General features: G+C 69.2%; 10 protein-coding genes. 9 read left to right on the forward strand and 1 reads right to left on the reverse strand.

The annotated features are described in order from the left end of the window. Positions 1–304: 304 nt before the first annotated feature. The 4 genes from ABZT03_RS00915 (at position 305) to ABZT03_RS00930 (ending at position 4081) form a co-directional block, all read left to right on the forward strand. Positions 305–985: a PadR family transcriptional regulator gene (locus tag ABZT03_RS00915; RefSeq protein WP_356031643.1), complete on the forward strand. Its 681-nt coding sequence runs from the start codon at positions 305–307 to the stop codon at positions 983–985. A gap of 44 nt (positions 986–1029) precedes the next feature. Continuing rightward, on the forward strand, positions 1030–2112 hold the full coding sequence (locus ABZT03_RS00920) for an inositol-3-phosphate synthase (RefSeq protein ID WP_356031645.1): 1083 nt from the start codon (positions 1030–1032) through the stop codon (positions 2110–2112). Between the two features lie 79 nt (positions 2113–2191). Continuing rightward, a complete protein-coding gene (locus ABZT03_RS00925; RefSeq protein WP_356031647.1) occupies positions 2192–3454 on the forward strand; it encodes an MFS transporter in 1263 nt (420 codons plus the stop codon). Positions 3455–3577: 123 nt separating this feature from the next. Beyond that, on the forward strand, positions 3578–4081 hold the full coding sequence (locus ABZT03_RS00930) for a hypothetical protein (protein ID WP_356031649.1): 504 nt from the start codon (positions 3578–3580) through the stop codon (positions 4079–4081). Positions 4082–4240: 159 nt separating this feature from the next. Here the strand turns inward: ABZT03_RS00930 and ABZT03_RS00935 are convergent, their stop codons facing one another. Next, positions 4241–5713, reverse strand: a complete 1473-nt coding sequence (locus ABZT03_RS00935; RefSeq protein WP_356031651.1) for a CCA tRNA nucleotidyltransferase — start codon at positions 5711–5713, stop codon at positions 4241–4243. 268 nt (positions 5714–5981) lie between these two features. On the opposite strand from ABZT03_RS00935, the gene ABZT03_RS00940 reads away from it, so the two are divergent. The 5 genes from ABZT03_RS00940 to ABZT03_RS00960 all read left to right on the forward strand — a co-directional run bounded on the left by ABZT03_RS00940 (position 5982) and on the right by ABZT03_RS00960 (position 14180). Next, on the forward strand, positions 5982–8387 hold the full coding sequence (locus ABZT03_RS00940; RefSeq protein ID WP_356031653.1) for a DUF6049 family protein: 2406 nt from the start codon (positions 5982–5984) through the stop codon (positions 8385–8387). A 44-nt stretch (positions 8388–8431) separates the two neighbouring features. Further along, positions 8432–10669, forward strand: a complete 2238-nt coding sequence (murJ, locus tag ABZT03_RS00945; protein WP_356031655.1) for a murein biosynthesis integral membrane protein MurJ — start codon at positions 8432–8434, stop codon at positions 10667–10669. A 118-nt stretch (positions 10670–10787) separates the two neighbouring features. Continuing rightward, complete coding sequence (locus ABZT03_RS00950) at positions 10788–12506, forward strand: protein kinase family protein (RefSeq protein WP_356031657.1); 1719 nt, start codon at positions 10788–10790, stop codon at positions 12504–12506. A gap of 31 nt (positions 12507–12537) precedes the next feature. Next, positions 12538–13263, forward strand: coding sequence for an RNA polymerase sigma factor SigM (gene sigM / locus ABZT03_RS00955; RefSeq protein ID WP_356031659.1), 726 nt, complete (start codon positions 12538–12540; stop codon positions 13261–13263). Then, positions 13260–14180, forward strand: a complete 921-nt coding sequence (locus ABZT03_RS00960; protein ID WP_356031661.1) for a hypothetical protein — start codon at positions 13260–13262, stop codon at positions 14178–14180. Before sigM ends, ABZT03_RS00960 begins: the two co-directional genes overlap by 4 nt. Positions 14181–14347 lie beyond the last annotated feature (167 nt).

The following is a 14347-nucleotide window of genomic DNA, read 5'->3' on the forward strand; positions in this document are numbered from 1 at the left end:
CGAAGTACGGATGTGGTCGGTCCCGCATTCATCCGTACTGCACCGGGGACGAGGACGTCCCCATGCGTCACTCGGTTCCCGGTGGTGTGCATGGCGCACAGACTACGCACCGTCAAAACCTGCTTAGCGCAGAAGTTCACCCCAAATCAGGCAACTTGCTCGTCATGAATCAGGGATGTGATCCCGTTCACTCCCGTCTCCCTTGCCGTGATCGGAAGCTCGATCTATCGTGCTGATGTATCGAGTCGATACATCAGCGCGGCATAAAGACCGTCACGGAGTCCGCGACAGAGAGGAGGCGACGATGAGCCGGCGAGCCGGAATCCTTGAGTTCGCCGTCCTCGGCCTGCTCCGCGAGTCCCCGATGCACGGCTATGAGCTGCGCAAACGCCTCAACACATCACTGGGCGTGTTCCGTGCTTTCAGCTACGGGACGCTGTACCCCTGCCTCAAGACGCTGCTTGCCAACGGCTGGTTGATCGAGGAGACGTCGAACGCCTCCGAGGATGCCCTGGCCGCACCACTCGCAGGGCGTCGCGCCAAGATCGTCTACCGGTTGACGGCGGAAGGTAAGGAACACTTCGAGGAGCTGCTCTCGCAGACGGGGCCCGACGCGTACGAGGACGAACACTTCGCCGCGCGCTTCGCCTTCTTCGGGCAGACGTCACGCGACGTACGCATGCGCGTACTGGAGGGCCGCCGCAGCCGACTGGAGGAGCGCCTCGAGAAGATGCGCGCCTCCCTGGTGCGCACCCGGGAGCGCCTCGATGACTACACGCTTGAGCTCCAGCGCCATGGGATGGAGTCCGTGGAGCGCGAAGTGCGCTGGCTGAACGAGCTCATCGAAAGTGAGCGGGCGGGCCGGGACCTGAAGGGTCCCGCCCACGGAGGCCCCGCTCGCGACACCACAGAGGGAGCGCCGGGCGTCCTGCCCCGGACCGGGGACACCCCCGGCCCGGATACGCCCGGCGACACCACCACGTGAGACCCCTGCCAGGGCCTCACTCGCACACACAGGGAGCAACCGGAATGGGTTCGGTTCGCGTAGCCATCGTCGGCGTGGGCAACTGCGCCGCCTCGCTGGTGCAGGGAGTCGAGTACTACAAGGACGCCGACCCGGCGACCAAGGTACCCGGCCTGATGCACGTCCAGTTCGGCGACTACCACGTCGGTGACGTCGAGTTCGTCGCCGCCTTCGACGTCGACGCGAAGAAGGTCGGTCTCGACCTCTCGGACGCCATCGGTGCCAGCGAGAACAACACCATCAAGATCTGCGACGTCCCGAACAAGGGCGTCACGGTGCAGCGCGGCCACACCCTCGACGGTCTCGGTAAGTACTACCGCATGACCATCGAGGAGTCCGCCGAGGAGCCGGTCGACATCGTCCAGATCCTCAAGGACAAGCAGGTCGACGTCCTCATCTGCTACCTGCCCGTCGGTTCCGAGGACGCGGCGAAGTTCTACGCCCAGTGCGCCATCGACGCCAAGGTCGCCTTCGTCAACGCCCTCCCGGTCTTCATCGCCGGCACCAAGGAGTGGGCGGACAAGTTCACCGAGGCCGGCGTCCCGATCGTCGGTGACGACATCAAGTCCCAGGTCGGAGCCACCATCACGCACCGTGTGATGGCGAAGCTGTTCGAGGACCGCGGTGTCCGTCTCGAGCGCACCATGCAGCTCAACGTGGGCGGCAACATGGACTTCAAGAACATGCTGGAGCGCGACCGCCTCGAGTCCAAGAAGATCTCGAAGACGCAGGCCGTCACCTCGCAGATCCCCGACCGCGACATGGGCGAGAAGAACGTCCACATCGGTCCGTCGGACTACGTGGCCTGGCTGGACGACCGCAAGTGGGCCTACGTCCGCCTCGAGGGCCGTGCCTTCGGCGACGTCCCGCTGAACCTGGAGTACAAGCTCGAGGTCTGGGACTCCCCGAACTCCGCGGGCGTCATCATCGACGCCCTGCGCGCCGCGAAGATCGCCAAGGACCGCGGTATCGGCGGCCCGATCCTCTCCGCGTCGAGCTACTTCATGAAGTCCCCGCCGGTGCAGTACTTCGACGACGAGGCCTACGCGAACGTCGAGAAGTTCATCAAGGGCGAGGTCGAGCGCTAGAAGCCGCTCCCTGTACGACCGCTGAGGGCCCCCTGGGTGACACGCCCGGGGGCCCTTGCCGTGTGTGAGGCTGTGCCCCATGTCCGTCGTCCGCGACCTGCGCGTCCTGCTCCGTTTCGGGAACTTCCGGCGCCTGCTCGTCGTCCGTCTGTTCTCCCAGGGCGCCGACGGCGTCTACCAGATCGCCCTCGCCGCCCACGTCGTCTTCTCCCCGGAGAAGCAGACCTCGGCTGCCGCGATCGCCTCCGCGATGGCGGTCCTGCTGCTTCCGTACTCCCTCGTGGGCCCCTTCGCCGGCGTCCTGCTGGACCGCTGGCGCCGCCGCCAGGTCTTCCTGTACGGCAACCTGCTGCGCGCCCTGATGGCCTCCGTGACCGCCCTCCTGGTGATCAGTCACGTCCCGGACTGGCTCTTCTACGTCTCCGCGTTGTGCGTCACCGCCGTCAACCGGTTCGTCCTCTCCGGGCTGTCCGCCGCGTTGCCCCGCGTGGTCGACGGCGACCGTCTGGTGATCGCCAACTCCCTTTCCCCCACCGCCGGAACGCTCGCCGCGACGGCGGGTGGCGGCCTCGCCTTCGTCGTGCGGCTGCTCTTCGCCGACTCGGACGCCGCCGTGGTCCTGCTGGGCGCAGCCCTGTACCTGTGCGCGGCGCTCGCCTCGCTGCGCATGGCCCCGGAACTGCTGGGCCCAGACCCGGAGTCGCTGCCACCGCGGCTGGGCACGGCGCTCACCGGCGCCGCCCGTGACCTGGTGGCGGCCCTCAGGCATCTGGCCGCACCTCCGCGTCGCGGAGCCGCCTGGGCGCTGGCCGCGATGACCCTGATGCGGTTCTGCTACGGCGCCCTGACGGTCATGGTGCTGATGCTCTGTCGGTACGCCCTCTCCTCGGACGCGGAGGAGGGGCTGCGTCTGCTGGGGCTGGCGCTGGGCGTCTCCGGCGCCGGGTTCTTCGTGGCAGCCGTGGTGACGCCCTGGGCCGCGGGACGACTGGGGGCCGTCCGCTGGATCGTCGCCTGCGCAGGCGCCGCCGCGGTGCTGGAGCCGGCCCTCGGGCTGCCGTTCGCCACCGTGCCCATGCTGGCCGCGGCGTTCGTGCTGGGGGTGACCACCCAGGGAGCGAAGATCGCGACCGACACCCTGGTGCAGTCCTCGGTCGCCGACGGTTTCCGTGGCCGAATCTTCTCGGTGTACGACGTGCTGTTCAACATCGCCTTCGTCGGCGCGGCCTCGGTCGCCGCGCTCATGCTGCCGCCCGACGGCCGATCCGTGGCCCTGGTGGTCACGATCGCCGTTATCTACGCGGCAGTTGCGCTGGGTATGGCCCGCTTTGGCCGCCAGTAAGTGTCACATCAATGCCACAGAGCCGCTCCTGACCACAGAGTTGTCACAGGGTCCCGGTAACTTACGTGCGTCTTACTTACGCCATGTGCGCGTCACATACCGATGCTCCAGGGGGACTTCCACGTGACCACTCCGCCGCCACCTCAGGGCCAGAACCCGTTCGCTCAGGGCCAGCCTCCCGTCGGCCAGCCCCAGGCCCCGTACCCGCCGCAGGGTGGCTACCCGCAGCAGACCGGTCAGCCGGGGTTCCCTCAGCAGGCCACGGCTCCCTACGCGCCGGTCCCGCCGCAGGCTCCGAGCCGTCGCCCCAAGTTCAAGACCATCAAGAACGTGGTCATCGTTGTCGCGGTTCTCACGGCGGTCATCGGCGGCTGGATCGCCAGCCGTGATGACGCCGATCACGCCAACGTGGGCGACTGCCTGAAGTCCGCGTCGTCGTCCTCGGACCGCATGGAGGTAGTCGGCTGCGACTCCTCCGACGCGGAGGCCAAGGTCCTCCAGAAGATCAAGGGCCACTATTCGCAGATCACCGCGGAGACCGAGTGCCGCAAGGTCACCGGTGCCACCAGCTTCTATGCCGAGACGGGCGACGGGGACGAGTTCCTGCTGTGCCTGGCGGACGTCTGATCTGACCGCGTCCGTCCTTCCGGGCGTGCTGTTTCACGTGAAACAACGTCGGGAGCTACGAACGGCAGCAACGCAGAGCGGGGCATGTTTCACGTGAAACATGCCCCGCTCTGCTGTCCCCGTTGCGAAAAGGACACCGACCCTGATCGGGCCGCCTCCTCAGACCTGAGCCTTCTGCTCCCACCACTCCTTGAGGGCGGTCACCGCGTCGGCGTGTTCCATCGGCCCGTTCTCCAGCCGCAGCTCCAGCAGGTACTTGTACGCCTGCCCGACGGCCGGGCCGGGCCCGACGCCGAGGATCTCCATGATCTGGTTGCCGTCCAGGTCGGGACGGATCGCGTCCAGCTCCTCCCGCTCCTGGAGCTCGGCGATCCGGTCCTCCAGGCCGTCGTACGCACGGGACAGCGTGGCCGCCTTGCGCTTGTTCCGGGTTGTGCAGTCGGAGCGGGTCAGCTTGTGGAGACGGTCGAGCAGCGGTCCCGCGTCACGGACGTAGCGGCGAACCGCCGAGTCCGTCCACTCTCCGGTCCCGTACCCGTGGAAGCGCAGGTGGAGTTCGACGAGCCGGGAGACGTCCTTCACCAGGTCGTTGGAGTACTTCAGAGCCGTCATGCGCCTCTTGGTCATCTTGGCGCCGACCACCTCGTGGTGGTGGAACGAGACCCGGCCGTCGTCCTCGAACCGGCGCGTGCGGGGCTTGCCGATGTCGTGCAGCAGGGCCGCCAGACGAAGGATCAGGTCGGGGCCGTCCTCCTCCAGGGCCATCGCCTGCTCCAGGACGATCAGCGTGTGCTCGTAGACGTCCTTGTGCCGGTGGTGCTCGTCGCTCTCCAGCCGCAGGGCGGGCAGCTCGGGCAGCACACGGTCAGCGAGCCCTGTTTCGACCAGAAGCGTCAGTCCCTTGCGCGGGTGCGCGGAGACGATCAGCTTGTTCAGTTCGTCCCGCACCCGCTCGGCCGAGACGATCTCGATCCGTCCGGCCATGTCCTTCATCGCCCCGACGACCTCGGGAGCCACCTCGAAGTCGAGCTGGGCGGCGAACCGCGCGGCCCGCATCATCCGCAGGGGGTCGTCGGAGAAGGACGCCTCGGGCGTGCCCGGCGTCCGCAGCACGCGGGCCTTCAGATCGGCGAGCCCTCCGTGCGGGTCGATGAACTCCTTCTCGGGGAGGGCGACGGCCATCGCGTTCACGGTGAAGTCACGGCGGACGAGGTCCTCCTCGATGGAGTCGCCGTACGCCACCTCGGGCTTGCGCGAGGTGCGGTCGTACGCCTCCGACCGGTAGGTGGTCACCTCGATCTGGAAGGACCTGTCGACGCCTTCGACCCTGGCGTCCTTCTGCAGTCCGACCGTGCCGAAGGCGATCCCGACCTCCCACACCGCGTCCGCCCACGGCCGCACGATCTTCAGCACGTCCTCGGGACGGGCGTCCGTCGTGAAGTCGAGGTCGTTGCCGAGCCGGCCGAGCAGCGCGTCGCGGACCGAGCCACCGACCAGGGCGAGCGAGAAGCCGGCCTCCTGGAAGCGGCGGGCGAGGTCGTCGGCGACCGGGGCGACCCTCAGCAGCTCGGTCACCGCACGGTGCTGCACCTGGCTGAGGGCGCGGGCGTTGTCTTCGTTGGCGTTCGGCACAACAGAAGAGGGTACGTGGCCCGGGCCACCGCGGGCGCCTCCATTGAACGCGCACATCGGCGGCCCCCGGCACATGTCCTCTAAACCACACAAGATCTACCTTTGAGACGTACGGCATCAGCTGTTCATTCGCGCTCATACAGGGCGGCCCGGCATGGTTTCCCGATCTTGTGGCAGAGTCCGCGGCACTTCCCCTCAGCGGGCATCGTTACCATGCGTGGACGCACATTCCGACGACCACTGACGACGACGAGGGACGGACGAGCGCGTGGCCGAGGCGGCAGACTTCCCGGGGACGAGTCCCTCACCTGCCCGCCGGTGGCTGCGGCGCACCGGAGCACTTCTGGCCGGGGCGCCTCTGCTGGCCGGTCTCCTCCAGCTGCCCGCCGCCTCCACCGCACTCGCCGCGGCACCCACCTCCCCGAAGGCCGTCGCCGGTGCGGGGACGGTGGCCGTCGCCCTCGACACGCTCAGCCCGTCCACCCCGAGGGACGGGGACACCCTCACGGTGTCCGGGACCGTGACCAACACCGGCAAGCAGGCGGTCACGGGTGCCCATGTCGGACTGCGGCTCGGTTCCGTACTGACCACCCGCTCCGCCATCGACGACATCTCCAGGGACAGCACCGACCTGCGGACAGGCACCGGCACTGAGGTCGGCGGCAGCTACGTCGAGAAGTTCACCAAACTCACACCCGGCGTCGCGCAGCCCTTCTCCCTCCGCGTCCCGGTCGACAAGCTGGACCTCGGCGACGACGGGGTCTACCCGCTCGCCGTATCCCTGTCCGGACAGACGTCCGCCCAGCCGTGGGACCAGTTGCTCGGCATTCAGCGGACGTTCCTGCCGTGGCAGCCGGCGGAGGCCGACACCAGGACCAGGACGACGTACCTGTGGCCGCTGGTGTCCACCGTCCATATGACGGCGCAGACCAGGTCGAACGAACAGCAGACCCCGGTCTTCCTCAACGACGACCTCGCCTCGGAGATCTCTCCCGGCGGCCGGCTGGACCAGCTGCTGTCCCTGGGCAAGGACCTCGACGTCACCTGGGTGATCGACCCGAACCTGCTCGCGTCCGTCGACGCGATGACGCACAACTACCAGGTCCGGGCCGACGACGGCACCACCACCGCGGGCACCCATCAGGCGGTCGCCAAGCAGTGGCTCGCCGACCTCCAGGCGGCGGTGAAGAACAAGGAGGTGGTCGCCCTCCCCTTCGCCGACCCCGATCTGGCGTCCCTCGCGCACAACGGCACGCGGGTCACCGGTTCCCTGAGTCACCTCAAGGAAGCCACCGACGTCGTCACCAACACGGTCGAGCCGATCCTTCACACCGTGCCGGTCACCGACTTCGCCTGGCCCGTGGACGGTGCCGTGGACCCCTCGATCGTCAAGGTGGCCACCTCCGCCGGCGCCGACAAGGTGATCGCGCGCAACGACAGCCTCCAGGAGACCGGCGGCCTGCCGTACACCCCGTCCGCGGCGCGTCCCATCGGCGGAGGCACCACGGCGGTCGTGGCGGACGCCCGCCTGTCGACCGCGTTCCAGGGAGACCTGATCAAGGCCTCGTCCGGCACCCTCGCCGTGCAGACCTTCCTGGCGCAGAGCCTCGCCCTGAACGGGCAGACGGACAAGCAGCGCAGCATCGTCGTCGCACCACAGCGCATGCCCACCGCACGCCAGGCGCAGGCGATGGCCGAGGCGATCACCGCGCTCCAGGACGGGACCTGGTCGGAGTCCCAGGAACTCTCGGCGGCCGCTTCCGCCAAGCCGGACCCTGGTGCCACCACGAGGGTGCCGTCGACGTCGGCGTACCCCTCCTCACTGCGCAAGCGCGAGCTGCCACGAGCGGCCTTCGAGGAGATCGCGAGCACGCAGGCCGAACTCGACAGTTTCAAGGTGATCCTCACCGACCAGTCCCGTGTGGTGACCCCCTTCGGGCGGGCCATGAACCGGGCGATGTCCACCTCGTGGCGTGGCCTCGCCACCGAGGCCGCCGCCTACCGCACCGGCGTGAAGATCTATCTCGACCGCCTGACCGGCCAGGTCAGACTGATCGACAAGTCGGACACCAAGCTCTCCGGCCGCAGCGCCACGATCCCCGTGACGGTGCAGAACAATCTGGTGCAGGGCGTCGGGCACCTCAGGCTGCGGCTCACCTCGACGAGCCCGCGCCTGGAGATCGGCGGCGAATCCTTCGACGAGCAGCCCGTCACGGTCTCCGGCGGGCACAGCCAGACAGTGAAGTTCACCACCACCGCCAAGGCCAACGGCCAGGCCGCGGTGGTCGCCCAGCTGTACACCGAGGACGGCCAGAAGTACGGCGAGCCGGTCACCTTCGACGTGAAGGTCACCGAGTTCACGGCCACCGTCATGCTGGTCATCGGTGGCGGCTTCCTTCTCCTGGTCCTCGCCGGCTTCCGGATGTACACGCACCGCAAGCGTGCCGCGGCCCGGGAGGCCGACGAGGCGGAGGAGGCCGGTCCGGACAGCCCGGACGAGCCGGGAGAGACCGATGACGACGTACGGAACCCCGAGGGATCCGATGACCGTCCAGAGGGGGAGTCGGGCATCCGGCCCGGGGTGGAAGCCCCGGAGCAGCCGAGTGACCCGACAGCTGACACCCCAGCGGAAAGCACGGACCCGTCCGGCACGGGTGAGAGAGTGGACCGTTGAGGATGTCGTGGCCGGTGGGCCCGGGACGATGAGGTGGGGTAACCATGAACGCGCCGTACGACGGTGACCGCGGCCGGGCCGCGGACAGCCCGGGCCACCCCGAGGGCCCGGCGCCCGAGCACGGCCAGGTACCTCCGCAGTCTCCCGCGGACATGTACCTCCAAGACGCCTACGACCAGGACCCCTACCGGGCACAGGACCTCTACGCCCAGGACCCGGTCGCCGAGGCGCTCTACGACCGTGCCGCGCATCCCCCGCCGCCGCCCGGCACGTACCCGCCGCAGCAGCAGCTGTACGCCCAGCCGCCCCAGTCGCCGTACGCCCCCGACCCCCGCGTGTGGGCGCAGACCCCGCCGCCCGAGCCGGAGGGCCCGACCCAGTACCTGCCGTACGGCGACGACCCCCGGACGACCCAGTTCGTGGGAGTGGACGACCTGGTCACCGGGGCGGGCGAGGAACACCACGAGCCGGACGCCTTCGCGCATCTCTTCCGTGACCAGCAGCAAGGCGGGCAGTTGCCCTCCGCGGACGCCCCGGCGGTGCCCGGCCCGGCCGCCGCACCGGCCCCCGGCCAGTACCGGCCGGCACCGGCCCCACCCGCGGCGGAAGCGACGCCGGCACCCGCGCCCGCCGCTCCTGCCGCGAAACAGGGCGGCCGCGCCTCGGGCCTGCTGAAGTCGAGCGCCGTGATGGCGGCGGGCACGATGGTCTCGCGCCTCACCGGCTTCGTCCGTTCCGCGCTGATCGTCTCCGCCCTCGGCACCGCCCTGCTGGGCGACACCTTCCAGGTCGCCTACCAGCTCCCGACGATGATCTACATCCTCACCGTCGGCGGCGGCCTCAACTCGGTCTTCGTCCCACAGCTCGTGCGGGCCATGAAAGAGGACGACGACGGTGGCGAGGCGTTCGCCAACCGCCTGCTGACACTGGTGATGGTGGCGCTCGGACTGCTCACCGCGCTGGCGATGTTCGCCGCCCCGCTCCTCGTCCAGGTGCTGTCGAACCCGGTCGCCAGCGATCCCGCCGCCAACGACGTGGCCATCACCTTCACCCGCTACTTCCTGCCCTCCATCTTCTTCATGGGCATTCACGTCGTGATGGGCCAGGTCCTCAACGCCCGCGGCAAGTTCGGCGCGATGATGTGGACCCCGGTCCTCAACAACATCGTCATCATCGTGACGCTCGGCATGTTCCTCTGGGTGTACGGCACCTCGGCCGACTCCGGCATGGGCGTGGCGAACATCCCGCCGCAGGGCCAGCGGCTCCTGGGCGTCGGCATCCTCCTCGGCCTCGTCGTGCAGGCTCTCGCGATGATCCCGTACCTGCGGGAGACCGGCTTCAGGCTGCGTCTGCGCTTCGACTGGAAGGGCCACGGCCTCGGCAAGGCCGCGATGCTCGCCAAGTGGACGATCCTCTTCGTCCTCGCGAACCAGGTCGGCGCGCTCGTCGTCACCCAGCTGGCCACCGCGTCGGTCTCGGACACGCAGATCGCCGGTACCGGCTTCAGTGCCTACGCCAACGCCCAGCTCATCTGGGGCCTGCCACAGGCCATCATCACCGTCTCCCTGATGGCGGCGCTGCTGCCGCGCATCTCCCGCTCGGCGGCCGAGGGCGACGGCGGCGCGGTCCGCGACGACATCTCCCAGGGACTGCGCACCACAGCGGTCGCCATCGTGCCCATCGCCTTCGGCTTCCTCGCCCTCGGCATCCCGATGTGCACCCTGATCTTCGGCTCGTCCGGCACCCGTGCCGCCACCAACATGGGCTTCATGCTGATGGCCTTCGGCCTAGGCCTGATCCCCTACTCCGTGCAGTACGTCGTCCTGCGGGCTTTCTACGCCTACGAGGACACCCGAACTCCCTTCTACAACACGGTCATCGTGGCCGCGGTCAACGCGGGCGCCTCGGCCCTGTGCTTCCTCGTCCTGCCGGCCCGCTGGGCCGTGGTCGGCATGTCCGCCGCATACGGCCTCGCCTACGCCATCGGGGTCGGCGTCGCCTGGAACCGGCTGCGCAAGCGGCTGGGCGGCGACCTGGACGGCTCCCGCGTGCTGCGCACGTACGCCAGGCTCTGCCTCGCCTCTGTGCCTGCCGCGCTGCTGAGCGGCGCGGCCTGCTACGGCATCGGGCACACGCTCGGTCAGGGCGTCGCCGGCTCCCTGGCCGCGCTGTTGGCGGGCGGAGCGGTACTCCTCGGGATCTTCTTCGTCGTGGCCCGGCGCCTGCGGATCGAGGAGCTGAACTCGCTGGTCGGTATGGTCCGTGGGCGCCTGGGGCGTTGAGGCCGGGGTAGGCGCACAACCATCGGCCGCCACCGTGTGTCGTGCATAGCGGCAGACTGTGGGCACAATTGGATTCGGCGTCGCACGGCGCGCAATGGATGGGGAGGCAGGAACGACGGTGGCGGAACGGAGCACGGCTGCCGTCGACGTGGCAGACACCAGCGGTGACAAGCCGCTGACCGCCAAGGCGGACCAGTCCACGGCCGACGGGGAGGCCCAGAACCGGGAGCGGGACACGGACGACGTCGAGGCACAGGGGAGTGGCGGGACCGAGCGTCCTGGGAAAGCCTCACCACCGGAACTGCACAGCGGACACAAGCTCGCCGGGCGCTACCGCCTGGAGGAGTGCGTCACCCGTCTGGACGGTTTCAGCAGTTGGCGTGCCGTCGACGAGAAACTTCGCCGAGCGGTCGGTGTCCACCTTCTCCCCGCGAACCACACACGGGCCCGTTCGGTACTCGCCGCGGCACGCTCCTCGGCGTTGCTCGGCGACCCCCGTTTCGTCCAGGTCCTCGACGCCGTCGAGGAGGACGACCTCGTCTACGTCGTCCACGAGTGGCTCCCCGACGCCACCGAACTGACCGCTCTCCTCGCCGCCGGCCCGCTGGAGGTGTACGACGCCTACCAGATGGTCAGCCAGGTGGCCGCGGCCATGGCAGCCGCCCACCGGGAGGGCCTGGCACATCTGCGCCTGAACCCGAACGCGATCCTGCGCACCTCCAGCGGTCAGTGGCGCATCCGCGGCCTGGCCGTCAACGCCGCTCTGCGCGGTGTCAGTTCGGACACCCCGCAGCGCACCGACACGGAAGCGATCGGCGCGCTGCTCTACGCGGCGCTCACCCAGCGCTGGCCTTACGAGAGCGACGCGTACGGTCTGTCGGGGCTCCCGAAGGACGTCGGTCTGATCGCTCCCGACCAGGTGCGTGCGGGGGTGCACCGCGGCCTGTCCGAGCTGTCCATGCGGGCACTCGCCAACGACGGCGCCACGGCATCCCGGCACGAGTCCCCGTGCACCACGCCGGAGGAACTGGTGAAGGCGATCGGCGAGATGCCCCGCATCCGCCCGCCGGAGCCGGCGTTCACCGCCCCGCCCGAGTACCAGCGCACGACGTACCAGCAGGGCACCTATGGCCGTACCACCGCCCATCCGCGCGTCGCACAGCCTGCGCCGACGCCGCCGGCCCCGCTGCAGAGCCGTACCGGCAAGGCCCTCAAGTGGGCCGTGTCGGCGCTGCTGATCGCCGCGCTGGGCCTCGGCAGCTGGCAGTTGGCGGAAGCCCTCATGGACCGGGGCAACCAGTCCGAGGACACCAACAAGACGCAGACCAACGACAGCCACGACAAGAACAGCGACAAGACCAGGCCGGTCCGCGCACTCGGAGTCGAGGGAGCACAGGAGTACGTCGCGAGCGGTTCGGCCCAGGCCCCCGGTGATGTCGGCAAGACGTACGACAACGATGGCTCCACCTACTGGCGTACCAAGCGCTTCCTCCAGGGACCCGAACTGGCCCCGTACAAGCCGGGCGTGGGCATCGTCTACGACCTCGGTTCGGCACAGAAGGTCTCGGCCGCGTCGATAGGGCTCCTGTACAGCGGCGACCACACGACGATCGTGCTCTACGCGACGGACTCACTGACCCCCTCCACGGGCGTCGACGGGATGAAGCAGATCGGAACCGCCACCGGCACCGGCACCTCTCTGAAGGTGAAGGCGTCCAAGTCGATCAAGACGCAGTACGTACTGTTGTGGGTCACCGCCGTACCGAACGCCCCCGGCGACGGGTTCAGCAGTGCCGGGTACAAGCAGGCCGTCACCGATGTGAAGTTCACCGGCTGAGGGCTCACCGCACACCAGGGGAGGGGGTCCGATGGCAGATGGCAGCGCATACGGCGACACCAGCGATCAGGACCTCCTGGCCCGTCACGTGGACGGCGACCCCGACGCCTTCGGCGAGCTCGTCCGGCGCCATCGGGACCGGCTGTGGGCCGTCGCCCTGCGTACGCTCGGAGACCGCGAGGAGGCCGCTGACGCGGTGCAGGACGCGCTCGTCTCCGCCTACCGGGCCGCGCACACCTTCCGCGGCCAGTCGGCTGTCACGACCTGGCTGCACCGCATCACGGTGAACGCCTGTCTCGACCGCGCCCGCAAGGCAGCCTCCCGCAAGACGTCTCCGGTCGACGACACCGAGCGGCTGGAACAGCTGCTGGAACCCCACGAGGCGGCCTCCGTGCCGGCGGAACGCAACGATCTGCACCGGCAGCTCATCGAGGCACTCGGCACCCTCCCGCCCGACCAGCGGGCCGCCCTCGTCCTCGTGGACATGCAGGGCTACCCGGTCGCCGAGGCCGCACGTGTTCTCGACGTGCCCACGGGCACGGTGAAGAGCCGGTGCGCACGCGGCAGAGCCAGGCTCCTCCCCCTGCTCACCCATCTACGACCGGAAAACACGGATCAGAGCAAGGAACCCCGCGCAGGACGGAACCGGGCGCAGGGGACATCCGTCCCACCCGCAGCGGGACCGCCCCCAGCGAGTCCGCCGGGTACGGGGCCAAGCGATTCGACTGCGGTGAAGGGCGGAGGTGGGCGAGCGTGACATCCACGACGGACACGGCCGGGCACCCGGACGTCGCGGAGATCTCCGACCTCACCGAAGGCCTGCTCCCGCCCTCCCGGACCGCGGACATACGACAGCACGTGGACGGGTGCGATCTCTGCGCCGACACTCTCGCCTCGCTGGAGGAGATCCGGGGCCTCCTCGGAACACTGCCGGGCCCGGCCCGCATGCCTGACGATGTCGCCGGGCGGATCGACGCCGCGCTCGCCGCCGAGGCCCTGCTCGATGCCACGGCACCCGACGGGGAGGAGACAGCCCAGCGGGTCGACCCCTCGCCCTCCCTCTCCGCCGCTGAAGCGGACGCGCCTGTTTCACGTGAAACATCGCTCACCACCGACCGTCCCACAGGCCGAGCCCGCGTCTCGACCACCGGTCCCGGACGTAAGGGCAGGCGGGGCAAGCGCCGCCGGGCCGCCGTTCTCGGCGCCGTCTTCACGGCCGCCGCCCTGGGACTCGGATCCCTGCTGCTGTCCTCACTCAACGACGGCAACTCGTCGACCCCGGAGGCACGCGGTCGGCAGTCCGCTTCGGACACCTTCTCCCAGGGAACGCTGGAGGACCAGGTCGCCGGTCTCCTCGCCCGGAGCAGCGTTCCGGCGAGCGGCTCCCACACCCCCCACAGCCTCGGAGTCGAGGGCAACGCCGTCACCGACTCCCCCAGGACCCTCAAGCAGCCCGCGGTTCCCGGATGCGTCCAGAAGGGCATCGGCCGCGAGGACTCGGCCCTCGCCACCGAGGACGGGACCTACCAGGGCAAGCACGCGGTACTCGTGGTGCTGCCGGACCCTTCCGACACCACCCTGGTCACGGCGTACATCGTGGACGCCACGTGCGTGGACCACCCGGCGTCCGCAACCGCCACGGTTCTGCTGAAGCAGTCCTACACACGCTCCTGAGCCCGCACCCTTCGTCTCCGCTCCCCGTGGCATCTCGTACGGTGGCGGCTTCCCGTGTGCCCTGACACAACGGGAATGCGCGCCCCTTAGGATCCGTTGGGTCGGATGAGAGTTCCGAGAGGCACTCCCACCGGACCTACGACGTAGTCCAGAGACGAGGAATCAGG

Source organism: Streptomyces sp. NPDC005574, from assembly GCF_040605435.1.
Taxonomy (GTDB): domain Bacteria; phylum Actinomycetota; class Actinomycetes; order Streptomycetales; family Streptomycetaceae; genus Streptomyces.

Excerpts from the sequence above, each read along its gene's own strand:
- sigM (WP_356031659.1), top strand. The coding sequence starts at position 12,538 with ATGGCAGATGGCAGCGCATACGGCGACACCAGCGATCAGGACCTCCTG.
- ABZT03_RS00925 (WP_356031647.1), top strand. The coding sequence starts at position 2,192 with ATGTCCGTCGTCCGCGACCTGCGCGTCCTGCTCCGTTTCGGGAACTTC.
- ABZT03_RS00920 (WP_356031645.1), top strand. The coding sequence starts at position 1,030 with ATGGGTTCGGTTCGCGTAGCCATCGTCGGCGTGGGCAACTGCGCCGCC.
- ABZT03_RS00915 (WP_356031643.1), top strand. The coding sequence starts at position 305 with ATGAGCCGGCGAGCCGGAATCCTTGAGTTCGCCGTCCTCGGCCTGCTC.
- murJ (WP_356031655.1), top strand. The coding sequence starts at position 8,432 with ATGAACGCGCCGTACGACGGTGACCGCGGCCGGGCCGCGGACAGCCCG.